Consider the following 24,947-nt stretch of genomic DNA (forward strand, 5'->3'; position numbering starts at 1 on the left):
GCCGCGCCAGGCCAGAGTGGATGCCAGCGGCCGTCCGTTCAGTTGCCTTCACCATTCGGCAACGAGAAGATATAGCCTTCGCCGCGCACCGTGCGCAGGAATTTCGGATTGGCCGGGTCCGCCTCGATCTTCTTTCTCAGCCGCATGATGCGGATATCGACCGCGCGTGACGATTCCGGATCCTCGACGAAGCCGATCGCCTCGGAGATCGCGGCCCGCGTCAACAGCCGGTTGGCGCGTGTCAGGAAAACCTCGAGCACATCGAACTCGCTCTTGGCCATGTCGATGGCCGTGCCGTTGGCGCCGGTGACGAACCTGCCGTCGAGATCGGCATGGAAGGGCCCGAAGCTCATGGAACGGCGGTCGGCCACAGCCTCGGCCTTGGTGCCCCTCGGTTCGGTCGGTTGCGGCACGCGGCGAAGCACGCTGCGGACCCTCGCCAGCACCTCGCGCAACTCGTAAGGCTTGACGATGTAGTCGTCGGCGCCGAGTTCCAGCCCGACGATGCGGTCGAGCGCGGTGCCGGCGGCGGTGGCATAGATGACGCCGATCGGCATTTTCGAGCGCAGCCAGCGGCCGAGCGACAGGCCGTCCTCGCCGGGCATGGCGATGTCGAGGATGGCCAGATGGAACGACTGCGTTTCCAGCAAGCTGCGCGCTGCGGCGGCACTTTCAGCCGTCGCCACATCGTAGCCGCTGGCGCCGAGATACTCGGCAACCGCGTCCCTCAGGTCGGGCTCGTCCTCGACGATGACAATTCGTGCCCGCACTATGCTCTCGCTCCCGCTTTCAGTGGAAAGTAGATTGGGTATAAACATCATGTCCAGCGCTCATATTCGGTTGCTGAGGGAATGGTAGGAAAAATGGCCGCACGATCCGTCATTGCGCTTGTTTCCGTCGCCGATGTGGTGGCGACCGATCTCGCCGACCATCTTGAGCGGCGCGGCCATGATGTGCGCCCGGTGCGGCAACCCTGGGAGGCCGAATCCCTGCTTTCGGGAAAGGGTATCGATGTCGCCATCATCGGCGACAGCCTCAGCCAGGCGGAGGGACGTGACCTGCTCAGGCGCTACGGCGGTGAGGGTGGGCCGGATTTCATCCTGATCTGCCGGCCGACCGATCTGGTCGACAAGGTGCTGGCGCTCGAACTGGGTGCGGCCGACGTCGTCGAGAGCCCGCTCAATGTCAGGGAACTCGCTGCCCGCATCGGTGGGTTGCTGACGCGGCGCGGCAGGAGCGCCGGGGAATTGATCGTATTGGAGAACGCCACGGTCGACCTGCGGTCGGCCATGGTCATGCATCGCTCCGGCACGGAGGAGCAATTGTCGCCGGGTCAAGTGGCGCTGCTCAAGCTGTTTCTGGCCAGTCCGCGGAAGGTGCTGACGCGAGACGACATCATTGCCGGAGCGCCCGCCGAAAATGCCGATGCCTTCGATCGCTCGATCGATTCGCGCATCGTGCGGCTGCGCCGCAAGCTCGACACCGAAACCATCACCACAATAAGGGGCGCGGGCTACCGGTTCGATCCGCCGATGCAGTTCACCGATTGAGGGCAGTTCACCGCCGATTGAGGCCAGGGCGGCCACCTGCTGTCCACAGCCCCGGCGCTCAACGCACCACAAGAAGCGACGGACCTGACGGTATTTCGCTGGTCCTCGTTTTGCCGGATCCCATTTCGCTGGCAATAGCGAATTCAGTCGCCTGGGCGCGATCCTTCAGAAGCACGGTGACAAGGCCGGCAAAACCGAGCAGGCCCTGCGCGTAGAGCAGTGCGGAAAGCACTGAAGCTGCAAATTTCGTGTTCATCGTATCCACTCCCCAAATTCAGATTATTCGTGACCTATCGGCGCGATCTCTTCCGAGGTCAGAGCGGCCACGCTGTTCTTCGCCGGACCTTGCTTCGGGATACCCCCGAAGTGCCCGCGCCGCTGCGGAGCCCCCCGACGCGGCGCGGGCCTTCGGTCCTCTCGGCTGCAAGTTGCCGGAGGGGCCGCGCATCTTTCTTCAGCCCAAAACCGACCCGCCAGAGGGCCTTGAGCCGGTTGACGCGCAGGCTGGAAACGATCCAGACCGTGGCGAGAAACAGGACGCCGCTTTCGATTTCATGCCGATTTTCGTTTGGCGCCGGCTGTTTCCGTTAGGTCAAATCTGCGGCTGGCCTGTATCCGCATCATGCCGCCCCACGCCGCGCTTTGTTGCAAGTTGGTTTCGAGCGAGGTGGAATTTCTTCCATAGGAGGGAAAAACCGAGTTTTCGCCGAGGGTTAGCCGGCATCTTCCGCTCGCCGGGCTCGACGGCAGCCGGCGCTGTTTGTTTCAGGTTTTACTTCGAAAGACCTGCACCAAGCAGTCGCTTCCGTTAACCACAGGAAACAGATCCGAAACAGAAACGCGTATCTTGCGAAATCGGGTCGAAACACACGCCAACGATAAGCCGGTCATCGAATTGGAACCGGCCATACCGGCAAACAGGGGACATCATGCACACCACCATTTCCGCCAAGCTCATCCACATCACCGCGGCCGCCCTGACGGGCGCGGCTCTTCTGCTCGGCGCCGGCAATGGCGCTGCGCAAGCCGCCAACAAGATCGTGGCGCGGGTCTCGCTTTCGCAGCAGACCATGGAAGTCCTGGTCGACGGGCGGCCGACCTTCGCCTGGAAAGGTCTCGACCGGCGCCAGGGGGTATGCCACGCCGACCGGCTCGTTCAAGCCGACCCGCATGCACCGGATGTGGTATTCGAAGAAATATGACAACGCGCCGATGCCGCATTCGGTCTTCTTCAGCGGCGGCTACGCCGTACATGCGACCAATGCAGTCAAGCGCCTGGGGCAGCCGGCCTCGCATGGCTGCGTGCGGCTGCATCCGGACAATGCCGCCGACTTCTACCAGCTTGTCGAGGTCTTCGGTCCGGCCAACACCAGCATCGTCATCGTCAAGTAGGCTGTGTGGGAGCGGTTGGGAGGCCCGAGCTATGGGCTTCACCGCTCCGGCTTCCCGCTGGAGGCGGCGGTAAAGTCAAGCAGCCAAAAAAGAGACCGGAGAAATCCGACCTCTTTTTTATTTGACCGTGCAGTTTTTGAGCATGACCCGAAAAGTGGGACCCGGTTTTCGGAAAAGATCATGCTCAAACAAAGAGATAGAGCCCCATCCCGATTCCATCGGGATGGAACAGGCTCTAGTCCTGCAGCGCAGGCATCAGCTTCGGGTCGGGCTTTTCGGCATGATGCGGCAGGTCCTTGCTGGCGATGAAGGTGTAGAACATCGGCACCACGAAAAGGGTGAACATGGTTCCGACCAGGATGCCGGTGAAGATCACCAGGCCCATCGAATAGCGCGCCGCGGCGCCCGCGCCGCTGGAGGTGATCAGCGGCACCACGCCGAGCGCCATCGCCGCCGTCGTCATCAGGATCGGCCGCAGCCGCACCTTGGCCGAGGCGATGATGGCATCGCGCCGCCGCATCCCGTGCCGCTCGCGCTGCTGGTTGGCGAACTCGACGAGAAGGATGCCGTGTTTGGTGATCAGGCCGATCAGCGTGATCAGACCGACCTGCGTGTAGATGTTCAATGTTCCCAGGCCCAGATTGAGCGGCACGATCGCGCCGAAGATCGACAGCGGCACCGCCATCATGATGATCAGCGGATCGCGGAAGCTTTCGAACTGCGCCGCCAGCACTAGGTAGATGACGATAATGGCGGCGGCGAAGGCGATCAGAATCGTGTTGCCCTGTTCCTTCTCCTGCCTGGACTGACCGGAATAGTCGATGAAGAAGGTGTCGGGCAGGCTTTCCTTGGCAATGTCCTCGATGGCCTTCAGCCCGTCGCCGGTGGTGACGCCGGGCAGCGGCAGCGCGGAAATCGTCGCCGAATTCAGCTGGTTGAACTGCTCGATGGCGGCTGGCGACGCGTTGGTCGAAATTTTCACCACTGCCGACAGCGGCACCATCTTACCGTCCACGCTACGCACGAAATATTCGCCAAGCTTTTCGGGGTTGTCGCGGAATTGCTGCGGCACTTGCGGGATGATGTCGTAGCTGTTGGAATCGCGATCGAACTGCGCCACCTCTGTGCCGCCGACCAGCAAGGTCAACGTCCGGCCGATATCCGCGATCGGCAGGTTGAGGGCGGCGGCGCGGTCGCGGTCGATCGTCACCGTGACTTGCGGCGCGTCATAGGCCATCGAATTCTGCACGACGATGAAGCGGCCGGAGGCCTGCGCCTTGTTCTTGATATTCTCGGCCGCCTCGTACACTTCGGAAGCGTCGCCGGTCGAGCGCACCACCATGGTGATCGGCAGGCCGCCGCCGGAACCCGGCAGCGTCGGCGGCGCAAAGACGAAAGCCTCGACGCCGGCGACCTTGGACAGCCGGCCCTGGATGTCTTCCTGGATTTCCTTGGAGCTGCGGGTGCGTTCGGCCCAGTCCTTGAAGGCAAAGCCGACGAAGGCGCTGTTCGTCTGGCCGCCGAAGGCGACGGCCGAGAACTGCGCTCGCGTTTCCGGCAAATCCTTGACCAGCCCGAGCATCTGGTTGACGTAGGTCTCGGTATAGTCCGATGTCGCGTAACGCGGCGCGGTCACCAGTGAAAGCAGGAAGCCCTGATCTTCCTCCGGCGCCAGTTCGCTTGATGTCTTGGTGAACGCAAAGCCGGTCACGGCGACAAGCGCGACAACGATTATGAGTGTCAGCGGGCGATAGTTCAGCGAACCGGTCACGGCCCGCTCATAGATGTGCTCGACCCGCGCGAAAGTGCCGTCGACAATACGCTGGAAACGGCCTGACGTGCCGGACTTCAAGAGGCGTGCCGACATCATCGGGGTGATGGTAATCGCGATGAGGCCCGACAACACCACCGAGCCGGCAAGCGTCACCGCAAATTCACGGAACAGCGCACCGGTCAGGCCCCCTGTGAAAGCCAGCGGCGCAAACACGGCGGCCAGCGTGATCGTCATGGCGACGATGGCGGAGAATATCTCGCGCATGCCGTTGAAGGCGGCCTGCATCGGCGACATGTGGTCTTCTTCCATGTGGCGGTGGATGTTTTCCACCACCACGATCGCGTCGTCGACGACCAGACCGATCGCCAGCACCATGGCCAGCAGCGACAACAGGTTGATCGAATACCCCACCGCAAACAGCAGGAAGCAGACACCGATCAGCGACAGCGGGATTGTAACGATCGGCATCATCACCGAGCGGAACGAGCCGAGGAAAAGCAGGATGACGACGACCACGATGGCGACCGCCTCGGCGATGGTCTTGAACACTTCCTCGATAGAGGCGCTGATCTGCTCGGTCGAATCATAGACGACCTCGATCGTCATGCCCTTAGGCAACGTCTCCTGGATCTCCGGCACGATCCTGGTGATCGCCGCCGCCGTCGTCAGCGGATTGGCTGCCGGCGTCGGGAAGATGGCGAGGAAGGTGCCGGGCTTGCCGTTGAAGCTGACCCTGGTGTCGGTGTTCGCCGCGCCTAGCTCGACACGCGCCACGTCGCGAAGCCGCACCACATTGCCGTCGGTCGAGCGCAGCGGCAGCTCGGCAAACGCCTCCGGTGTCTGGAGTGTCGAGCGCACGGTGATCGACGAGACGACATATTCATTCTGGGTGTTGCCGGGCGCCGACAGGAAGTTGGAATTGTTGATCGCCGTCAGTACCTCCGAGGCGGTCACGCCGCGCGCGGCAAGCCTGACCGGATCGATCCAGACGCGCATCGAATACTCCTGCGCGCCGAAGATCTGGACGTCGGCAACGCCTTCGACCGTCGACATGCGCGGCCGGATGACGCGCTCGATATACTCGGTCAACTGCTCCTTCGTCATGTTCGGATTCTGCATCGAGATATACATCATCGCGAACTGATCGCCGGTGCCTTTGACGATGACGGGATCCTTGGATGCTTCCGGCAAAGTGCCGCGCACGCCCTGTACCTTCGACAACACCTCGGCCAGGGCCACATCGGGATTCGAACCGAGTTTCATCTGCACCGTCACGGTGCTGGAGGACGGCCGGCTGGCCGACGTGACGTAATCGATGTTCTCGGTCGAAGCGACGGCCCGGGCGATCGGCGCGGAAATGAAGCCCTGGATCAGGTCGGCGCTGGCGCCCGGATAGGCAGTCGTGATCGTGATGGCGGTTTCGTCGACCTTCGGATACTGCCGGATCGACAGGTTGAAGATGCCCTGGAAGCCCAAGAGCAGGATCATGCAGGCCAGAACGGTCGAGAGGACCGGACGGCGGATGAAGATGTCGGAGAAACTCATTGCTGGCTTGCCTGCTGGTTCGCCGGCTTGGTCGGGTCGATCGTGTTGTCGACAGCTACGGACATGCCGTTGAAAAGCCGGTTCTGACCGGCGGTGACGACTTCGTCGCCGGGCGCAATGCCTTGCAGGATCTCGATAAGGCCAGCGTTGCGACGGCCCGGCTTGACGAAGACTTGAGTGAGCACGAGTTCGGGTTTCTGCCCTTCCGCCGCAGGTTTGGCAGGGTCGGCGGCTGTGTTGTCCGCAGATTTCGCCGCGCCATCCGCCGCGGGTTTGGCGACCTCCGCCGCGGGCTTATCGGCTGTCGGAGCGGTGGGCATTTCTCCAGGCTGCGCAGCCGGGGCCGGGGTGGCTTCGGTCTTGGCCGGACGCACGACAAAGACGAAGTCGCCGTAGAGGCTGGAGGTCAGCGCCGTCTGCGGCAGCGCCAGCACGTTGTTCTCCTCGGGCAGTTCGACGCGCACCTGCACGAACTGGCCGGGCGTCAGTTTGCCTTCGGGGTTGGCGACCTCCGCCCTGATCGTCACCAGCCGACTTGCCGGGTCGATCTTGGGGTCGATGCCGCGAATGGCGCCGGCGAAGGGCATGTCGCCGCCGCCGATGCCCAGCCGAATCGTCTGGCCGATCTTCAACAGGGGAAGCTGCTGTTCGGGAATCGAGAAGTCGACCCGCATCGTGTCCAGGTCCTGCAAGGTCACCACGGCGGCGCCCGGCGCCAGATACTGGCCGAGGTCGATCCTGGGGATGCCCACCGTGCCGTTGAAGGGCGCCCTCAATTGCTTCTGGTCGAGCACCGCCTGCAGCTTGTTGACCTGTGAGGCGGAGGCCGACGCTGCTGCGCGCGCCGCGTCGAGCGTGGCGTCGGTGCCGACGCCGCGTCTCTGCAGTTCGATCGCGCGCTGTAGTGCCGCCTTGTCGGATACGGCTTGCGCCTTGGTTGCCTCGAGATCGGCGCGTTCGACGGCATCGTCGAGCTGGACCAGAACCGCGTTGGTCTTGATCTTCTGGTTGGCGTGAAAAAGGATCTCCTTGACGATGCCGGCGGTTTCGACGGTCAGGTCGACGCCGCGCACCGCGCTCATCGTGCCGATCGCCTCGACGCCCGGCGTCCAGCTGATCGGCTTGACGATGGTCGTCGACACGGTCGCCGCCGGGGGTTTCATGGTGGCGAAATACTGCTTGATCCCGTTGTCGCGCAGAAAGTTGAAGCCGACGATGCCGCCGACCACGGCGACCAGCACGAGCAAAACCAAGGCGATGACGACGATCTGGATTATGCGTCTGAACAAGAGTGTCCCCCTCAACCGGCGATCGGCATGGCGGTCGATCTCGCGACACTATCCACGGCAGGTCCCAATTTCAAATAATGGCGGTTTTACTGTACCGTCTGGACGGTCTTGTCAATTGGGCCTAATGTTGCGACGGGAGGGCGCCATGAGAGCCCAAAGATCGAATTCGCGCGACAAGATTCTCGCAGCGGCCGCCGACGTCGCCCGGGAATCCGGGCCCGGAAGCCTGTCGCTGGATGCGGTTGCCAGCCGTGCCGGCGTGTCGAAGGGCGGACTGCTGTACAATTTTCCGACCAAGGCGAAATTGATGCAGGCGCTGGTGGAGGATTACCTGCGCGAGTTCGAGCGGGCGCTGGAGGCCGCACGTACGGCCGGAGCCAGCGGCGAGAGTCTGCTTGCCATCTATATCAAGCTTTCGGCCAGTGATTGCGAGGAGCCGCAACCATCGGCCTCGTGGATCTTTTCGGCGATCGCCGAGGATCCCGATTTCCTGACGCCGATAAAATTGTTCAAGCGGCAGCTCTTCGAGCGGCTGAAGGGCGAAACGCCTGATCTCAAGGCGCTGCTGGTCTGCTTTCTCGCCATCGAGGGGCTTCGCAGCATGAACCTCTTCGATTCGGATATCCTTTCGGCCGACGAACGCGGGCTGCTGGTATCGTCCCTGCTGCGGATTGCGGGATAAGTTGCCGCGGGCGGCTGAGAAGGCTCAAGGGGCAGGAAAGCACCCCGAGAAGGCTGCCTCGACAATGGCAAGCTTGGCGGCCTGGACGGCCATGTATTCCTGGTGGAACTGCCTTGAAACCCACATGACCGAATGCCCGCGCTGGTCCAGCCAGCCGACGCTGCCGAGATCTTCGGCGTCGCGCAATTTGCGTGACAGATGGGTTCGCGAAAGCTTGAGCCAGTTGGCGAACTCCGCGATCGACACCACGCTGGTCGGGATACGGTCGAGACCCGCATGGTCGGGATCGATGCCGGACATCAGCCGGTCCATGACGATGCCGCCGTTGTCGAGCCAGATGAACAGGGAAAAGGTCTGTTTGGGCTCGCGCACCGGCTGAGAAGAAAGCAGGCCGTCCGCCACCAGCGGCTGCAATCTGGAAAGCATGTAGGGTCGCGCGAGGAACGTGGTCAACCGGCCCCCGCCGTCGAGGCTGTCCAGCGTTTGCAGATGAGCAGTCACCCAGCCGGTAAATGTCTTCACTGTGGCCGCCGTAATCTGAAAGGGGCGGGCACGCCCATCCTCATGCGTCGGCAGATACTCGACGACGTGATAGTGCAGCATCTCCTTGATGAAGGCCTCGGCGGTGTTGCGGCTGGCCACCGAATGCCGGCTTATGGCCTCGATGAAACGGGCTGTCGTCAATTCCGTGCGATGGTCGCTCGGGTCTCGCCTGAAATGCAAGGCAAGACCGACATGGCCCATCAGCCAGCGCTGCTGCGTTGCGAACACGGAAGCAAGCCGCGGGCTCGCTTCATAAATCTGGATAAGCGCCAGCGACTGCGCCTGGACACAGCGATGCAACGCCGGATGGCCGGCAATGTCTTCAGCGTTTAGTGCTATCGTCCGCCCCTATGCTACGATCAGGCCTTTGCGTCCACGGCCCAGTGTATGGATTCGAATCCCCCGCCATTTGATGGCATCAGCATTCGGGAATTTCAAATCAGAAACCACATGGCGCGCCGGCTGCTGGGCGCGCGCGAAGATGCTGTAGCTCCTTTGATTTTTGCGCATGGCCTTCAGCGAAACTGGAGGCAAGGTCATGCATCAATTCAATAGTTTTGCCGGCGTGCCCGGAATCCGAATCCGCTCACTGCGCTGCCCCAAAAATCCGGACGTCGATCCCTGATCGATCACAATAAGGTTATCCAGGGTGCAACTCTGCGGTTCTGAGCCCGCGCCGCCGGATACTGAAAAACTAGGTCGGGTCCTCGCGGTGCAGATCATGGATGGCGACGCCCTCGACACTGGTCGGCAATGTCAGCCATTGGCGATGGCGCAGCGTGCGCTGGGTATCCTCAAGCCCCATCTCCCAGTGCTCGCGCATCGAGGTGCCCGAGAATTCGTAGTCCTTGGCGTGTCCCTCGCAACCCTTGTGCTGACATTGACCGCGCCGACACTGAGCCGCTTCTTGCCGTCGTGGAGGATGGACGGCGCGGCGGTGAGCGCCATGGTGCGCGAGGCCGAGCAAGCCTTCGGCAGTCTCGACATCCTGGTCAACAATGCCGGCATCCAGCATGTCGCGCCGATCGAGGAATTTTCCGACGACAAATGGGAAGCCATCATCCGCATCAATTTGCTTGCCGCCTTCTACGCGATCAAGGCGGCGCTGCCAGGTATGAAGGCGCGCAAATGGGGCCGCATCATCAACACGGCTTCAGTGCATGCGCTGGTCGCCTCGCCGTTCAAATCGGCCTATGTGTCGGCCAAGCACGGCATAACCGGCCTGACCAAAACGGTGGCCCTGGAAGCCGCGCAAGACGGCGTCACCGTCAATGCGATCGCACCCGGCTATGTCTGGACACCCTTGGTTGAAAAGCAGATACCGGACACGATGAAGGCGCGCGGCATGACCGAAGAGCAGGTCAAGCACGATGTGCTGCTGGCGGCACAACCGACCAAGGAATTCGTCACCGTCGAAGAGCTTGCGGCGCTGGCGCTGTTCCTGTGCTTGGATTCAGCCAAGCAGATCACCGGAACGACCTTGCCGATGGACGGAGGCTGGACCGCGCAATAAGCACCGACGTCAGTTCCGCCATCATTGTCAGGGCCGGATTTCCAACGTATTGGCCACCCCTGCCGGGCCGGTTGCGGAACAACCGGCCCGAGGCGCAGTGATACGCCAATGGGTGAAGCATGAGCGAAATCAGGGTGGAGCGTCTCAGCAAGCGGTTCAACGAAACCGCCGCGCTGGACGCCGTTTCGCTTGACTTTGCGGCGGGCTCCTTCACGGCACTGCTCGGCCCGTCCGGGTGCGGCAAGACCACGATGCTGAGGCTGATCGCCGGCTTCGAGGCGCCAAGCGAGGGCAGCGTCTTCTTCGGTGGGGAATTGATGGCCGATCCGCAGCGGCAGGTGCCGCCGGAAGCACGCGGCGTCGGGGTCGTCTTCCAGTCCTATGCGCTTTGGCCCCATATGGATGTCGCGGCAAACGTCGCCTATCCGCTGAAAGCCCGGCATGTCGAGCGGGGCGCGATCGCCGGCCGTGTCGGCGCTGTTCTCGACATCGTCGGGCTCAACGGTTTTGAAGGCCGCCGCATCGAGGAACTGTCCGGCGGCCAGCGCCAGCGCGTGGCGCTGGCGCGCTGCCTGGTCGCCGACGCCAGGATCATCCTGTTCGACGAACCGCTCGCCAATCTCGACATGCATCTGCGGGCGTCGATGGTCGACGCGTTTCGCGACATCCATCGCCGAACCGGCGCCACCATCGTCTACGTCACCCACGACCAGGCCGAGGCCCTGGCGTTGGCCGACCGTGTCGCCATCATGAGCCAGGGCAGGGTATTGCAGGCGGCGCCGCCGCAGGAGGTCTACCGCGCGCCTGCCAATGCGACGATCGCCGGCTTTGTCGGGCGCGGGTCGATCGTTGCGGGGATGGTGATCGATCCCGCTGGGGAGACCGCAACGGTCGACATAGCAGGCCATCGTCTCGTAGCGCGAAGTGCCGGGGCATCCGCGGGGCCGGCCAAGATCCTGCTGCGGCCGGAAGCGTTGCGGATTTCACCTGAGGGCATGCCGGCAACGGTGCTCGACAGCATCTATCGCGGCCCGGTTCATGAGGTGCGGCTGGCATTGTCGGCATTGGAACAGGAGCCACGGCAGGAGCTGCTGATCGACAGCACCGAGACTTTGGCAGTCGGCCAGAAGGTGCACGTCGCAGTCTCGGACGCGTGGGTGATCCCCGACCTCTGGACGACTACCGCCAGGGCAAGACATCAGCTGGAAGCCGCCGTCCGAACCGGTCGAGCACAAGCAGCAGGACGATGACAACCGCGATCGTGGAAACGGCGATCGCTGCCGCTTGCGTCCCCAGGCCGGCTTCCTCGAGGCTGAACAGCACCACGCCCAGCGTCTCGTTACCGCTCGACCAGAGCAGCGCCGAGACCGTCAGTTCGTTGAAGGCGCTCATGAAGACGAGCAGCCCGCCCGCCACGGCCGCGGGCGCCGCGAGTGGCGCGGTTATCGTCATGAGCCGGCGAATGGCTCCGGCTCCCGACACCGCTGCCGCCTCGTCGAGATCGCGCGAAATCTGTCCGACCGCGGTGGCCACCGGTTTCAAGGCGAGCGTGAAAAACCGCATCGCATAGGCGATCACGATGATCGATGGCGTTGCATAGAGGCTGCCGATCAGCGGCAGCGGGCGCAGGAACAAGAGGATGCAGGCAATGGCCAGGACGACGCCGGGGACGGCATAGGGCAGGTCGATGATGCCGCCGAGGAGACGCTGCCAGCGCCGTCCGAGCCGTTCGAGCACCGCGGTCACCGGGATGACGCCGATGGCGAGGATCAGTGCCGCACTACCGGCAAAAAGAATGGAATTGCGGAAGGCGCGGACCGTCGAGGCCTGGCGGACCAGAACCTCGGCATAGTTTGACGCGGTCATGGTCTGCCAGCCAAGTGGCACGCCGAAGGACGGGACCAGTGACGTCGCCAACAATGCGCAGGCCGGAAGCACAAGGATGAAGCCGACCACCAGCCAGCCAAGGCCGGCAAGCGGCAAGCGGTAGCGTCCGAGTTCGAAACGCGCCGGCGTGCCGGCGGTAAAGCGGTGCGCGGCGCCTCGCAGGGCCAGCGACTGGCAAGCGACACCGGCCAGCGCCAGCACGCCGACCAGCACCGACAGCGCCGTGATCTGCGGCAGCACGCCGGGACCGAAGCTCGACAGATCCTGATAGATCAGCGTCGGCAGCGTCAGATAGTTGACCGGCATTCCAAGCAGGGCCGGGATGCCGAAATTGCCGACGCCCGAGACGAAGGCGAGCGCGGCCGCGGCCACGATATACGGACGCACCACCGGCAGGACGATGGTCCACAGCACGGACAGCGGCTCGGCGCCTGAGGCCCTGGCCGCCTCGACGAGATCGTGCGGGATGCGGGAAAGCCCGGCCCGCAGCGTGATGAAGACGATCGGCGCGTGCTGGACGGCGTAAAGCAGGATGATGCCGTTGCGGCCGAGCATCGGATTGGGCGTGCCTGGCGGCGGCGCCATGCCGGCCATGCCGAGCAGCGTGCTGGACGGGCCGAACAGATGCAGCCACGACAGAGCCGTGACCTGCGGCGCGATCATCAGCGGCAACAGCAGCAGGAAGCCGAGCGCTTTTCGCCCGGGCAGGTCCGTCATGGTGACGGCGATGGCGAAGGGGCCACCGAGGCAGAGCGCCAGCAGGGCGCCAAAAAACGACGTGTCCAGCGTGTGCCACATCGCCCGCAAGGCGGCCGGCTTGGCCAGGCGCTGGGCGAATGCGCCGAAGTCGAGCTCGCCGCCCGGCGCGACAGCCGCGATGACGAGCCGCACCATCGGCAGCAGGCTGAGCAGCGCGATCACCAGCAGGACGGCGAGCGCCGATGCGCGGGATCCCGGTGTGGCCCGCCACATGTGCCCGCGTCGCGCCGGCACACTCTGCCCGGGGAGGATGTCCTGCGCGGACGACACCGTGGGCTACCCGGCTGGCTACTGGCTCATCACGGCGCCGAACTTTTCCTTGTTGGCGGCGTCGTTGGCGAGTGCCGCGGCTGCGTCGTAACCCAGCACCTTGATCGACGAACGGTCGGGATAGCCGGCCGGCAAGGCTACATCGGCGCGCGCCGGAATGTAGCCCATCTTGGCGGCAACTTCCTGGCCGTCCTTGGACAGCAGGAAATCGACGAAGGCCTTGGCGGCCTCGGTGTCCCTGGCCGTGGACAGGATGGCGACCGGCTCGGTGACGGCCGAAACGCCTTCCCTGGGGAAGACGAATTCGACAGGAGCGCCCTTGGCCTTCTCGCGAATGGGCATGTAGTCGACGATCATGCCGAACAGCTTGTCGCCGCCGCTGACCGCCTTCAGCACGTCGCCATTGCCGCCGCTCGCCTGGGCGCCGTTCTTGGCCAGCGCGTTGTAATAGTCCCAGCCCTCCGGCAGATTGCCGGTCAGCGTGACGGTGTGGATCATCGCGGCACCCGAAGTCAGCGGGCTCGGCATCGCGACAAGGCCCTTGGCCTCCGGCTTGGTCAGGTCTTCCCAACTCGCCGGCACGAAAGGCGCCTTGGTGTTGTAGACGATGCCGGTGGTGATCAGCTTGGTCGAGAAATAGGTCTTGTCCTTGTCGTAGAGAGCCGCGTCGATGCCGGAGACATCGGCCTCGGGATAGCTGAGCAGCCGGCCTTCCTTTTTCAGCCCTTCCATGGTCACGACATCGGCGATCAACAGCACGTCGGCCTGTGGCTGGCCGGCCTCGATCTCGGCACGCAGCTTCGCCAGGATCTTCGGCGTTCCATCGCGCACCCATTCGACCTTGATGCCGGGGTTCTTCGCCATGAAGGCATCGACGGTCTGCTGGGCGTCGGTGTTGGGCTGGCTGGTGTAGAGGACGAGCTTGCCGTCGGCAGCCGAAGCGCCTCCGATGGCGAATGCCAGCAACATGGTGGCGAGAATGATCTTGCGCATGAAAAACCCCACTTGGTGCGAAGAGACGTATTTGGTGTGAAGAGGCGGGTCCGGCTGACGCCGGATGCGGGAATGCTCTCCCTATAGCCGCAGGATAAACCTATTGTGACAAGCGGAGTCGACAGGAATTGACGGTTTCCGACGAGTCCAATGTGCCGCCCAGGGAACTTTTGTTCTGCTGACGATTTTGGATGTATGGTGGAAAGCCGAACGGCCAGAAGGGGATTGCCGATGACGACAAAACGCTATGCGATCCGCGTGCTCGCCCTCGCCATGGGTTGTAGCCTATCCGCCTCGGCCTTGGCGGGCGACAAATACCGCGACCACCGGCACCGCGACTATCGGGTTCAATCCGAACGCTACGTTCCCGCCGATCGCGATATCATCGATGTCCTGTTCGGCGGCCCGCGTTACTATGACCAGCAGTTGTTCACCACGGCCGCGGGAGCCTGCTCCTATCATCGGACAGGACCGGATGCGAACGCGCTGAACAAGATCAACGATCACCATTGCGGGAAGTAGCAGGCCGGATGCCGTGATCGCGGTGTTCTGCTGGTCGAGCCCATCGACAAGCCGGCGCGCTCCAGGCTTGAGGGAGGTATCCCATGAATTACGGTGAACCCAGATGGTCTCCGTCCGAAAAGAAGGTCGCCCGCGGTGCCTTCGATGCGGCGCTGGAGACGGTGCTCGATAAGACAATGGCCGAACTCAAAAGGAAGGCCAGCGCCGCGACGATACATTCCGACATGTGGGACATCGAAGACTATCTGCGGCAGCAACGGCGGAAGCTCGATGAAATGTTCGACTATCGCTATTCACAGCTTCCTTTCGTCTTTGCCCGCCTCATTCGAGAAGGCTACCTGGACGAGAATCTCCTTGTGGGCTTGTCGGACGATAAGTGGAAGGAGATACGCTCGTTCCTCACCTGGGCCGCCAAAGAATAGGGCTGCTCGCAGCCTGAGGGTGCGACAGGCGTCACCTTCGGTTTTCCTTCATCCGCTCGATGATCTCCGCCATCAGCGCCAGGTCGCGGCGCGAATCGGCAAGGTCCGTCAGCGGCCTGGTGCCGTCGGTGATGTGGCGGTGGAAAATCTCAAGTTCATTCGAGAAGGCGTCGCCATAGAGTGGCCCGAAGGTCCTGGTCACCGGGCCGAGCGGTCCGGCTTCGGTCACTTCGAGCCGCGTCGGCAGGCTGCGGATGTAGGGGGTGTCGTAGATGATGCGGATGCGTTTGGTATTCGAGCGCACCTCGATCATGGCGTCGAACAGGCCGAGGTCGTCGACGACCGCGTCATAGCAGCAGGCGAAATGGCCGTAGTCGAAGGTCACTGAGGTGTTGGCGCCGCCATTGGTACGGTGCGCGGCAAGCACGCGAACCGGTTCGCCGATGAGCCCGCGCATTGCCGAAATGTGGTGCGAGGAGAGCGCGGTCAGGCCACGATAGGCGCGCACGAGATCGGCCGGCGCATCGGCGCCCACCACTTCGCGGATCAGCGTGTCGCGCTCCCTGGCGCCGCGCTCCAGCAGTGCCGGGTAGATATCCCGGGGATAGAGGATGTCCTGGCTTTTCCCGAGGAAATGCCGGCCCTCGGAGATCAGGTCGAAGATGCGCACATGGGTGATGTCGGCAAGGGCGGGCAGTTCGTCCCTGGCCGCCAGATAGGCCGGCGCATAGCGGCGCATATAGCCGACGAAGATCGTCTTGGCGTAATCCGTCGTCAGCGCCAGCAATTCATCGATCTCGCGCACCGTCAGGCAAGCAGGCTTTTCCAGAAGGATGTGCTTGTTGGCTACTACGGCTGCACGCACGAAACGGCTGTGGGTGTCATCGGATGACAGCACGAAAACGGCGTCGATGTCGGGCGAATCGATCAGCGCCTCGGCCGTTTCGAAGGCCCTGGCGGTTGGGTATTCGGAGGTGCACAGCGCCACAAGGCTCGGCGAGACGTCATGGACGCCCGCTATCAGCCAACGGTTGCGCTGGTCGGCCAAGACAGGCAGATGGATCGATTGCGCGACCTCGCCAAGACCCACAAGTCCGACACGGATTACCGCCACGGCAAACTCCTTTCTTAAATCCAATTCGTAACGAGCCGGCTGGCCGGGCAGGTTTCTACGCCGCGCCGGTGACAAGCGCGACGAGTTCGTTGCCGGTGGTTTCAGACGAACGCACCGTCGCCACCATCCGTCCCGCCCGCATCACCCAGATCTGGTCGGACAGACGGCGCACCTGATCGAAATTGTGGCTGACCAGGATTACGCTCACCGCCTGCTCGCGCAAGCGCCGGATCAGCGCCTCGACATTGGCGGTTTCCTGCACGCCGAGCGCCGCCGTCGGTTCATCCATCACCACCAGCTTGGCGCCGGAGCCAGCGGCGCGGCAGATCGAGATCGCCTGCCGCTGCCCGCCCGACAGGCGCCGCACGCGCTGGTTGACCGACGGCATGTTGATCGACAGGCGCGACAGCATGGCGCGCGCCTGCTCTCGCATCGCCTTGCGGTCGAGCAGGGCGATCGGGCCGATCCGGCGCACGATCTCGCGGTTGAGGAACAGGTTCTGCGCCACGGTCAATTCGTCGATCAGCGCCAGGTTCTGGTGCACCGTCTCGATGCCGGCCTTGCGCGCCTCGTCGGGATTGGCGAAGGGACGCGGCCGGCCGTCGAAGAAGATCTCGCCGCCATCCGGCACGTGGACACCGACAAGACAGCGGATCAGCGTCGACTTGCCGGCGCCGTTGTCGCCGATGACCGCGGTGACCTCGCCGAGGCGGGCCTGGAAGGCGACGTCGGTGAAGGCGCGGATGCCGCCGAAATGCTTGCTCAATCCCTCGCAGGCGAGGATCGCCTCGGACGACGGGATGTGATGGACGGCGCTCATTTCTGGTACCGCATGATCAGGGCGGCCAGCACCACGATGGCGCCCACGGCGAGCGGTTGGTAGAAGGCCGAAACGCTGAGCAGGGTCAGTCCGTTGACCAGCGCGGTGAGCATCAGCGCGCCGATCGCCGGCCCGAGAATGCTGGCGCGGCCGCCGAACAGGCTGACGCCGCCGAGAACCACCGCTGCTACCGAATTGAGGAGAAGGCTGGTGTTGATCAGCGGTTCGGCCGAGCCGATGCGCGCCACCAGAAGCACCGAGGCGATGCCGGCGCAGAAGCCTGAAATCGTATAGGCGGCGATCTTGACCCGGTTGGTGCGGATGCCGAGCGCGCCGGCGCTTTCGACCTGGCCGCCGGTGGCCAGCAGATGCACGCCGAAGCGGGTGTGGTAGAGCGCGACATGTGCGACAATGACGGCCGCGATCGCCACCCAGACGGGATAGCCGAACGGTCCGAAGGAGCCGGAGGCGAGCTTGAGCAGGAAGGTGGAGCCGACCATCGTCGGCTCGCCGCCCGACAGGATCAGGCCGAGACCGGTGATGCCCGAAAGCGTGCCGAGCGTCACCACGAAGTCTGGAATTTTGCCGGCGGTGATGAGGACGCCGTTGAGGAGACCCACCGCGCTGGTGGCAAGAACAGCAAGCACGCAAGCCGCGAAGATGCCCCAGCCGGCGGCGTTGACGAGACCAAGGATGATGGCGCCCAGCATGACCGCGGCAGCCAGCGAGAGATCGATGCCGGCGGTCGCCACGACGAAGGTCTGGCCGATCGACAGCACGACCAGGATCGCCGCCGCCAGGAGCAGGGCCTGCAAATTGGCGATGCTGAGAAAGACCGGCTGGGCGATGCCGAAGACGATGACGAGGCCGACAAGGCCGACGACCGATGCCCAGTCGGCCCAGAAGGAAGGATCCAGGAGGAGAGCCGACAGGGAGGGGCGGCTCTCCTCCGCCGCGCCCGCGGTATGCACGGGCGCGTTTTGTTCAGGAGTGTTCACTTCAACATCTCGCGGAAGGGATCGGGATAGTCGCCGCCCGGGCGCGGGAAGTTCTTTAGCGAAGCTTCGGCATTGTCCTTGTTGATCAGCAGCACCGGCGCCGGCACGTTGGCGGGCAGTTCCTTGCCCATGGCCGCCGCCTTGCAGGCCTCCACGCCCATGGCGCCGACGACGTACGGATACTGAGCGACGGTGGCGGAGAGTTCACCGGCCGCGACCGATTTCAGCGCATCGACGATACCGTCGAGGCCGATCACCTTGACGTCCTTGCCCGAAGTCTGCACGGCCCGCTCGACACCGAGTGCCATGATGTCATTGGCGGCAAAGAAGCCGGCGAGATCGGGATGCGCGGCCAGGATATCGGTGGCCGCGGTCAGGGCCTTTTCGCGGTCCCAGTCGGCACTGACCATCACGACGACTTCGAGCTTGCCTTCGACGGCCTGCTTGAAGCCCTTGATGCGGGCGTTCGAGCCGACGTCGCCGACGATGCCGGCCACCAGGGCGACTTTGGAGCCGTTCGGCACCAGCTTCAGCATCTCCTCGCCGGCCAGCACCCCGGCGGCGACGTTGTCGGTGCCGATATAGGTCGAGATGGCGAAGCCCGCCGCCTTGGCCTGCTCGGCGTCGATGGTGCTGTCGATGTTGACGATCGGCTTCTTCTTCTGGGCGACGGGAACAAGCGCCTGGACGAGGTTGGAGACGCTGATCGGATTGACCAGGTAGCAATCGAAATCCTGCATGGCCATGGCGGTCAGGCGATCAGCCTGTCCTGTGGCGTCGCCCATATTGGCGGCGGCCTGGATAGTGACGCCGACGCCGTCGGCCTTGGCCTGCTCTTCGATGCCCTTCTGCATGTACTGGAAGAACGGATTGTCGAGGCCCTTGACGATGGCCGCGACCTTCGCCGCGTCTTCGGCATGGGCCGGCATTGAAAGTGCGATTGCAAACAGACCTGCGCCAAGCGTCAGGCAATTGAACATGCGCATGCTTCGTCCTCCTCCTAATTGTTGGTTGCGTTGTATCCGGCTCGTTTCTCGACGACCGGAATGCCTGTGCGGGGCGCGGCGGCTGGCCCAGCGCTTGCGACGGCAGGCTGCCGGCCAATCGTCGACCGCCATGCGGCTCGCAGATTCTGGGCCTGGTTCAGGCCGCTTTTCGTATCAGGCATTTCTCCTCCCAGAGTGCCGACCATCGCAGATCAGCATTTCCGCATGTTTTAGAAAAATTTGACACGCGTCAATAATTAAAATGGTGTGCGGTGGTGTTTCATGTGCTGCAATGCAGCACATTGATGTCACTGGAGGGGCGGCTCACGCGGAACGCAAAGGCGCCAGCGCCGGCCCATCCATACGAAACAGATGGCAAACCGACGGCGCGACGTCGAGGGCGATCGGACTGTGCAGCGGCGTGGTGTCGCCACCTTCGGCCTGCACCACCAGCGTGATGTCGGGCGTAACTTCGACATGCAGGATGGTCAGACCGCCCAGTCGTTCGGCCAGCGCGGCTTGTCCCTTGAAGCGGCCATCGGCTGAGATGCGCAGATGCTCCGGCCGCATGCCGAGCAGCAGTTCGTCGCCGGTCTTCACCGTGCCCGTCTCGACCGGCACCGTCAGCGTCTGGCCGCCGGGCAAGGTGACAGTGACGCCTTCGGCTCCGGTCAAAGCCACTTTCAGCTGTAAAAGGTTCATCTTCGGCGAACCGATAAAGCCGGCGACGAAGATGTTTGCCGGCCTGTTGTAGAGATCGAGCGGTGAGCCGACCTGCTCGATCGAGCCATTGTTCAACACGACGATCTTGTCGGCCATGGTCATGGCCTCGATCTGGTCGTGGGTGACGTAGATCATCGTCGCATTGAGCTGCTCATGCAGCCGCATCAGTTCGAGCCGCATGCTGACGCGCAAGGCAGCGTCGAGATTGGACAGCGGCTCGTCGAACAGGAACACTTTGGGATTGCGCACGATGGCGCGGCCAATGGCGACGCGCTGGCGCTGGCCGCCGGACAGCGCCTTCGGCCGCCGGTCGAGGAGATGCGACAGCTGCAGCACATCGGCGGCCTCCTTCACCTTGCGCTCCTTTTCGGCGGCGGATACGCCGGCGATCTTCAGCGCAAAGCCCATATTCTCGGCCACCGTCATATGCGGGTAGAGCGCATAGGACTGGAACACCATGGCCAGCCCACGCTCCGACGGATCGACGTCGTTGGCGCGCACGCCATCGATCAGAAGGTCGCCGGCGCTGATCCTTTCCAACCCGGCGATCATGCGCAGCAAAGTGGACTTGCCGCAGCCGGACGGGCCGACGAAGACCACGAATTCGCGATCCTCGACGTCGAGGTCGATCCCCTTGATGATCTCGACCGATCCGTAGGATTTGCGCGCGCCGCGCAGCTTGAGTTCAGCCATGGCTTGCCTCCCTGACATCGGCATGCTTGCTCGCGCCATTGTCTTCGTCCTGCGCCATCGCCAGCGGCGCGCCCGGCTCGCCCTCCCACAGGATCAGACTTGCCGCGCCGATCAGCCCGGCCCGGTCGCCGAGCTCCGCCGGCACGATCGGCACATCGCGATAGGCCGGCATCGCCCGCTGCTCGACGGTGGCCCTGATCCCCGGCGCCAGGAGGTCGAAGCCGTTGGCGAGGCCGCCGCCCATGACGATCAGGTCCGGCGAATAGAGATGCAGCAGGTTGGTGAAGCCGATGCCGAGCCACTTCGCCTCGGCGTCGACCAGTTCGAGCGCGCCGATGTCGCCGGCGCGCGCGGCCCCGACGACGTGCCTGGCCGAGACATCACCATCGCCGGAAAGGCGCCGGAGCAGGGAGCCGTCGCCCGGTGCGGTCAGCCGCGTGGCACGGCGTCCGAGCGCGGTGCCCGACGCTACGGCCTCGAAGCAGCCGACGGCGCCGCAAAAACAGCGGTCGCCTTCGCTGGTGATGGTCATGTGGCCGATCTCGGCCGCCAGCCCGCGCCGGCCGTGATAGATATGACCGTCTGCAACCACGCCGCCGCCAATGCCGGTCGATACGGTGACGAACACCAGCGAGCCGCTGCCACGGCCGGCGCCCAAGCGCCATTCGCCGAGAGCCGCCGCATTGGCGTCGTTCTCCAGCCGTACCGGCAGACCGAATTGCCGGCTAAGAATGTCGATCAACGGCACGTCGTGCCAGCCGGCCAGCGTCGGCGGCCCGATGACGATCCCCGCTTTGGGATCGAGTGGTCCCGGCGCGCACATGCCGATGCCGGCGACTTTTGCCTGCGGGTGCTCCGCCAGCAGGGTTCCAGCCAGGGCGATAATCTGGCCGATCACCGCCTCCGATCCCGCGCCCGCCATCGTCGGCGCCGAAACGCGGGCGGCAACGGTGCCGCTGCGCTCGACCAGCGCGCCACGCAGCTCCGTGCCGCCGAGATCGAAGGCAAGCGCGAGTTTTGTCATCAGGCGGCGACCTTCAGTCCGTGCAGCCAGGCCATGCGCTGCGCAAGGTCCGGGTCGCCGAAAGCCAGCGATCCGAGCACCACCGTCTCGGCGCCGGCGGCGCGCAGGTGCGGCACTGTCTCGTGCCGGATGCCGCCGTCGGCGGCGAGGATGATATCGGTCTCGCGCCCGGCCTTTTTCATCAGCGCGCGCGCCTCGATCAGGCGGTCGCAGGCCCGCTCGGACAGGCTCTGGCCCTTGACGCCGATCGAGGTGCCGAGCAGCGTCACGAATGCCACTTGCGACAGGAAGGGCGTGACCGCCGCGACCGGTGTTTCCAGCCTGAGCACGACGCCGGCCTCGGCGCCGAGCGCATGCGCCAGCCGCACGGCGCGCAGGCCGGCCTCGCCGTTTTCGGCGTGAACGCTGATCAGGTCGGCCCCGGCTTCGATGAACTGGCGCGTCTGCTCCTCGACGATCTCGGCTTCGACCATCAGGTGAACATGGATCGGCCTCGCCGTCAGCCTGGCGATCCGCGCCACCAGATCGGGAAAGAACAGGAAGCCGGGGGTGAAACGGGCATCGGCGACATCGATGTGATGCAGGTCGACGTAAGCGTCGATGCGCTTCAGGTCGCGCTCCATATTGGCAAGGTCCGCCGACCAAAGTGAAAATTCGCCGAGCAGCCGGTTGCGCGGCAAAGCGGCGATGGCGGCAGGACCGCACAGGGATTTGGTCGTCATGACGGAATAAGGCTCCGGAAGTTGGCGTGGGCATGAAGGAAATCAGTGATCTCGGCCTGCAGCTCGGCGAAATGCCTGGCGCTGTCGAGCGCCTTGGGAGGGATTTCGGCAAAGGTCGCGCCGGGAATAGTGGCAGCCAATTTGTGGGCGAGTGGCAAGGGATGCACCGCATCCACGGCGTTGCCGACGACCAGCGTGGGAACGCCAAGGCCAGCGGCGTCGCTCTCAGAAACGCCCGGGCCGTCGGCGGAGATGCCGGCGAGGATCTGCGCGAATGACGCCGAATCCGGCCGGTCGAAAAAACCCAGCAGCGAGGCGAGATTGTCAGGCGCCTCGCGCTTGAGACGCGCAGCCGTCTGCGATTGCTCGAAGATCGTTCTTGCCTTGTCGGGGCCGTGAGCGAGGACGAGGCTGGCGACCTCGGCGTTCGGTTGCATGTTCGCCGGCGCACTGCCGAAAATCCAGGCTGGACGCACGAGCAGCAGCCCGGCCACGCGGTCCGGGTGACGGCAGGCGAGGCGCAAGGCGATCGCGGCGCCCATCGAAATACCGCCGGCGACGAAACGGTCGAGGCCGGCCTGATCGGCGGCGGCAAGGACATCGTCCGCGAACATTTTTAGGGAAAACGGCCGACTGCTGCCTAGCCCGGAGCCGCCGTGCCCGCGACATTCCAGTGTGAGGCGCCGGACGCCGGCGCCGGCGGAGAAGGCCTGGGCGACCTGTGCCTCGCTGCCACCCAACCCGTGCTGGAATACGACCGTCAGCCCGTCGCCGGTGTCGGAAACCCGCAGCGTGGCGTCATCACGGACCAAGGTGGTCGGGCGTGCCATCAAGCCAACCCCTTCAGGAAACGGGCAACCCCGGGCGCTTCCTCGGCCGAAAGTCCGTGCGTCACCAGCGGCCCGTCAAAGCCCGATACCTTCAGGCGAGCGACGAAATCCGCGAAATCGACGACGCCACGGCCGGCGGTGGCGAAACGGCCGTCGGCGAAGCGGTCCTTGGCGTGCGCCATGGCGACATGGCCGGCCGTGCGTTCGACCGCGGCAGCCACGATAGCGCGCGCTTGAGCCTCGCTCGCCTGCTCGAACAGGTTTGCCGGATCGAGCACGACGCGCAGATGTTTCGAGTCCATTTCGGCAATGAGGCGCATCGCGTCGCCGGCCGAGGTGACGATGTTGGCCTGCTCGGGTTCGATGCCGAGATCGACGCCGTGACGTTCCGCCAACTCAAGCGCCTTCTCCATCTCGCTTGCCATGTCGGCCCATACCGATGGATCGGCATTGTCCGGGTGGTGCGCCCACTGGTCGTCGCGGTTGCGGGTTCCCGTGCATAGCGTGACCAGCGGAACGGAAAGATCCGCCGCGGCTTCGATGATGACGGCAAGCCGGCGCATGCCGTCGTCGCGCACCGCTTTGTCGGGATGCGCCATATTGTAGGTGCCGGACAGCGCCACCAGGGCGACGCCGGAGGCATCGGACGCGGCCGCGATGGAGCGTATGGCGTCCTCGGGAACGGCGTCCGGCATCGACGGCAGGCCGGCGCAGGCAAGGTTGAACTGGGTAACGGCAAATCCTGCGTCGCGCACCGCCGCCAGCACGCCGGCCGGTTCGCTGCCCGGGAAGGTCTTGGCAAACACCCCGACCTGCATCAAACCGCTCCCGTGACGCTGGCGATCTCGACCCGCTCGCCGCTCTCGACCGAACGGGCGATCGCCACCATGGCCCGGATCGAGGCAAGGCCGTCCTCGACGCTGGCGCCGCGCATCGGCTTGCCGTCAAGCACCGTCTCGGCGAGACCTTCGAGCTGGCGCCTGAAGAAATGTCCGTCCGCACCGAGCGGCTTGCGCGACGTCGCATCCTTCTCGTGGAAGATGTCGACTTCGCTCGCCCGGAAGTACCAGGGATTGAAGGTCCTGGCGATCACCGAGCCGTTCTCGCCATAGAGTTGAAAACCCTCGTGCCAGTCCATGCGCACGGCCACGGTGAGATCAAGATGGCCAAGCGCGCCGCTGGCGAATTCGGTCTCGACGAACCAGCAATAGGCGCCGAAGCGCTCATTGAGGCGCGCGCGCACGGCAAGGATCTCGCCGCACAGGAAGCGCGCCGTGTCGACCAGATGCGAGCCGTGCGCCAGCATGAAATATTGCCTGAGATCCGCCTTCGGGTTGCCGGCCGGTTTTCTCGCCAGCTTGCTGGTGACCGGCAGCGGCTGGACCGCGTCGGTGTTGGTGTAGCGGTGTGTGGAATCGCAATACCAGGCCTTCAGCGCCAGGATCTCGCCCATCTCGTCGCGGACGAAATCGCGCGCCGCCTCCAGCGCCGGGTCGAAGCGTTTCATGTGGCCGACCTGCAGCACCTTGCCGGAGCGCCTGACCGCGTCGGCGAGTTTTTGCCCCTCCTCGACCGAGACGCCGATCGGCTTTTCGCACAGCACGTGCTTGCCGGCCTCCAGCGCCTTGATCGACATCGGCACGTGATAGGCGTCCGAGGTGGCGACGATCACCGCTTCCAGTCGCGGATCGGCGAGCATCTCATCGTAGTCGCCGTACATCTTCTCAGGCTCATAGGTGGCGCCCATGCGGGCGAGCAGATCGTGCGCGGCATCGCAGATCGCATAGAGATCGGCATTGGCGGCCTTCACGCAGGACTCCAGATGGGCGAACTGCGCGATCGGCCCGCAGCCGAGCACACCGACACGAAGGCGACGGTCTTGCTTATGGATCATGA

The 24,947-nt window shown here is 64.2% G+C and carries 24 protein-coding genes and 2 pseudogenes; 7 read left to right on the plus strand and 19 right to left on the minus strand.

The genetic code is table 11. The features are described 5' to 3' along the window. Nucleotides 1-38 precede the first annotated feature (38 nt). A complete protein-coding gene (locus tag MESS2_RS09440; protein WP_209436089.1) occupies nucleotides 39-818 on the minus strand; it encodes a response regulator in 780 nt (259 codons plus the stop codon). 45 nt (nucleotides 819-863) lie between these two features. On the opposite strand from MESS2_RS09440, the gene MESS2_RS09445 reads away from it, so the two are divergent. Next, nucleotides 864-1,550 (plus strand): response regulator transcription factor, encoded by a 687-nt coding sequence (locus tag MESS2_RS09445; RefSeq protein WP_008873972.1) that lies wholly within the window; start codon nucleotides 864-866, stop codon nucleotides 1,548-1,550. Between the two features lie 58 nt (nucleotides 1,551-1,608). On the opposite strand, the gene MESS2_RS09450 is transcribed toward MESS2_RS09445, so the two are convergent. Then, a complete protein-coding gene (locus tag MESS2_RS09450; protein ID WP_008873973.1) occupies nucleotides 1,609-1,806 on the minus strand; it encodes a hypothetical protein in 198 nt (65 codons plus the stop codon). Between the two features lie 673 nt (nucleotides 1,807-2,479). Here MESS2_RS09450 and MESS2_RS09455 point away from each other — a divergent pair. Beyond that, a pseudogene (locus tag MESS2_RS09455) lies at nucleotides 2,480-2,942 on the plus strand (L,D-transpeptidase). A gap of 235 nt (nucleotides 2,943-3,177) precedes the next feature. On the opposite strand, the gene MESS2_RS09460 reads toward MESS2_RS09455, so the two are convergent. Both MESS2_RS09460 and MESS2_RS09465 read right to left on the minus strand, forming a co-directional pair. Continuing rightward, nucleotides 3,178-6,261 (minus strand): efflux RND transporter permease subunit, encoded by a 3,084-nt coding sequence (locus MESS2_RS09460; RefSeq protein WP_008873976.1) that lies wholly within the window; start codon nucleotides 6,259-6,261, stop codon nucleotides 3,178-3,180. Further along, on the minus strand, nucleotides 6,258-7,550 hold the full coding sequence (locus MESS2_RS09465; protein ID WP_008873977.1) for an efflux RND transporter periplasmic adaptor subunit: 1,293 nt from the start codon (nucleotides 7,548-7,550) through the stop codon (nucleotides 6,258-6,260). The genes MESS2_RS09460 and MESS2_RS09465 overlap by 4 nt, the downstream gene beginning before the upstream one ends. Before the next feature lie 145 nt (nucleotides 7,551-7,695). Here MESS2_RS09465 and MESS2_RS09470 point away from each other — a divergent pair, with 145 nt between their 5' ends. Next, nucleotides 7,696-8,232 carry a TetR/AcrR family transcriptional regulator gene (locus MESS2_RS09470; RefSeq protein ID WP_008873978.1) on the plus strand — a complete coding sequence of 179 codons (537 nt, stop codon included), beginning with the start codon at nucleotides 7,696-7,698 and terminating at the stop codon, nucleotides 8,230-8,232. A gap of 24 nt (nucleotides 8,233-8,256) precedes the next feature. Here the strand turns inward: MESS2_RS09470 and MESS2_RS09475 are convergent, their stop codons facing one another. From MESS2_RS09475 to MESS2_RS30855, 3 genes and pseudogenes are all read right to left on the minus strand, one after another. Beyond that, nucleotides 8,257-9,114 carry a hypothetical protein gene (locus MESS2_RS09475; protein WP_040592579.1) on the minus strand — a complete coding sequence of 286 codons (858 nt, stop codon included), beginning with the start codon at nucleotides 9,112-9,114 and terminating at the stop codon, nucleotides 8,257-8,259. Between the two features lie 9 nt (nucleotides 9,115-9,123). Further along, on the minus strand, nucleotides 9,124-9,315 hold the full coding sequence (locus tag MESS2_RS09480) for a hypothetical protein (RefSeq protein ID WP_008873980.1): 192 nt from the start codon (nucleotides 9,313-9,315) through the stop codon (nucleotides 9,124-9,126). A gap of 154 nt (nucleotides 9,316-9,469) precedes the next feature. Beyond that, a pseudogene (locus MESS2_RS30855) lies at nucleotides 9,470-9,652 on the minus strand (DUF3734 domain-containing protein); the annotation flags it as partial. A 30-nt stretch (nucleotides 9,653-9,682) separates the two neighbouring features. On the opposite strand from MESS2_RS30855, the gene MESS2_RS09485 reads away from it, so the two are divergent. Beyond that, nucleotides 9,683-10,288 (plus strand): 3-hydroxybutyrate dehydrogenase, encoded by a 606-nt coding sequence (locus MESS2_RS09485; RefSeq protein WP_425277748.1) that lies wholly within the window; start codon nucleotides 9,683-9,685, stop codon nucleotides 10,286-10,288. A 119-nt stretch (nucleotides 10,289-10,407) separates the two neighbouring features. Then, nucleotides 10,408-11,538, plus strand: a complete 1,131-nt coding sequence (locus MESS2_RS09490; RefSeq protein ID WP_008873983.1) for an ABC transporter ATP-binding protein — start codon at nucleotides 10,408-10,410, stop codon at nucleotides 11,536-11,538. On the opposite strand, the gene MESS2_RS09495 is transcribed toward MESS2_RS09490, so the two are convergent. Next, nucleotides 11,468-13,147, minus strand: coding sequence for an ABC transporter permease (locus MESS2_RS09495; protein ID WP_008873984.1), 1,680 nt, complete (start codon nucleotides 13,145-13,147; stop codon nucleotides 11,468-11,470). The two genes, MESS2_RS09490 and MESS2_RS09495, sit on opposite strands and share 71 nt — an antisense overlap. Nucleotides 13,148-13,222: 75 nt before the next feature. Beyond that, nucleotides 13,223-14,197, minus strand: a complete 975-nt coding sequence (locus MESS2_RS09500; protein ID WP_008873985.1) for an ABC transporter substrate-binding protein — start codon at nucleotides 14,195-14,197, stop codon at nucleotides 13,223-13,225. Nucleotides 14,198-14,428: 231 nt separating this feature from the next. Between MESS2_RS09500 and MESS2_RS09505 the strand changes: the two genes are divergently transcribed. Together MESS2_RS09505 and MESS2_RS09510 are read left to right on the plus strand one after the other, a co-directional pair. Further along, entirely contained in the window at nucleotides 14,429-14,719 is a 291-nt protein-coding gene (locus MESS2_RS09505; RefSeq protein ID WP_008873986.1) for a hypothetical protein, read from the plus strand. 83 nt (nucleotides 14,720-14,802) lie between these two features. Beyond that, complete coding sequence (locus MESS2_RS09510; RefSeq protein ID WP_008873987.1) at nucleotides 14,803-15,141, plus strand: hypothetical protein; 339 nt, start codon at nucleotides 14,803-14,805, stop codon at nucleotides 15,139-15,141. A gap of 31 nt (nucleotides 15,142-15,172) precedes the next feature. On the opposite strand, the gene MESS2_RS09515 is transcribed toward MESS2_RS09510, so the two are convergent. The 10 genes from MESS2_RS09515 to MESS2_RS09560 form a co-directional block, all read right to left on the minus strand. After that, nucleotides 15,173-16,255 (minus strand): Gfo/Idh/MocA family protein, encoded by a 1,083-nt coding sequence (locus tag MESS2_RS09515; RefSeq protein ID WP_008873988.1) that lies wholly within the window; start codon nucleotides 16,253-16,255, stop codon nucleotides 15,173-15,175. 55 nt (nucleotides 16,256-16,310) lie between these two features. After that, on the minus strand, nucleotides 16,311-17,075 hold the full coding sequence (locus MESS2_RS09520; RefSeq protein WP_008873989.1) for an ATP-binding cassette domain-containing protein: 765 nt from the start codon (nucleotides 17,073-17,075) through the stop codon (nucleotides 16,311-16,313). Further along, nucleotides 17,072-18,073: an ABC transporter permease gene (locus tag MESS2_RS09525; protein WP_008873990.1), complete on the minus strand. Its 1,002-nt coding sequence runs from the start codon at nucleotides 18,071-18,073 to the stop codon at nucleotides 17,072-17,074. The genes MESS2_RS09520 and MESS2_RS09525 overlap by 4 nt, the downstream gene beginning before the upstream one ends. Continuing rightward, nucleotides 18,070-19,059 carry a sugar ABC transporter substrate-binding protein gene (locus MESS2_RS09530; protein WP_008873991.1) on the minus strand — a complete coding sequence of 330 codons (990 nt, stop codon included), beginning with the start codon at nucleotides 19,057-19,059 and terminating at the stop codon, nucleotides 18,070-18,072. The genes MESS2_RS09525 and MESS2_RS09530 overlap by 4 nt, the downstream gene beginning before the upstream one ends. A 324-nt stretch (nucleotides 19,060-19,383) precedes the next feature. Beyond that, nucleotides 19,384-20,475: an ABC transporter ATP-binding protein gene (locus tag MESS2_RS09535; RefSeq protein ID WP_008873992.1), complete on the minus strand. Its 1,092-nt coding sequence runs from the start codon at nucleotides 20,473-20,475 to the stop codon at nucleotides 19,384-19,386. Further along, on the minus strand, nucleotides 20,468-21,499 hold the full coding sequence (locus tag MESS2_RS09540; protein WP_008873993.1) for an ROK family protein: 1,032 nt from the start codon (nucleotides 21,497-21,499) through the stop codon (nucleotides 20,468-20,470). Before MESS2_RS09540 ends, MESS2_RS09535 begins: the two co-directional genes overlap by 8 nt. Continuing rightward, complete coding sequence (locus MESS2_RS09545; RefSeq protein WP_008873994.1) at nucleotides 21,499-22,221, minus strand: ribulose-phosphate 3-epimerase; 723 nt, start codon at nucleotides 22,219-22,221, stop codon at nucleotides 21,499-21,501. Before MESS2_RS09545 ends, MESS2_RS09540 begins: the two co-directional genes overlap by 1 nt. Further along, a complete protein-coding gene (locus MESS2_RS09550; protein WP_008873995.1) occupies nucleotides 22,218-23,051 on the minus strand; it encodes an alpha/beta fold hydrolase in 834 nt (277 codons plus the stop codon). Before MESS2_RS09550 ends, MESS2_RS09545 begins: the two co-directional genes overlap by 4 nt. Then, nucleotides 23,051-23,869 (minus strand): sugar phosphate isomerase/epimerase family protein, encoded by an 819-nt coding sequence (locus MESS2_RS09555; protein ID WP_008873996.1) that lies wholly within the window; start codon nucleotides 23,867-23,869, stop codon nucleotides 23,051-23,053. Before MESS2_RS09555 ends, MESS2_RS09550 begins: the two co-directional genes overlap by 1 nt. Further along, nucleotides 23,869-24,945: a Gfo/Idh/MocA family protein gene (locus tag MESS2_RS09560; protein WP_008873997.1), complete on the minus strand. Its 1,077-nt coding sequence runs from the start codon at nucleotides 24,943-24,945 to the stop codon at nucleotides 23,869-23,871. The genes MESS2_RS09555 and MESS2_RS09560 overlap by 1 nt, the downstream gene beginning before the upstream one ends. Between the last annotated feature and the right edge of the window lie 2 nt (nucleotides 24,946-24,947).

This window comes from Mesorhizobium metallidurans STM 2683 (assembly GCF_000350085.1).
In the GTDB taxonomy this organism is placed as follows: Bacteria; Pseudomonadota; Alphaproteobacteria; order Rhizobiales; family Rhizobiaceae; genus Mesorhizobium; species Mesorhizobium metallidurans.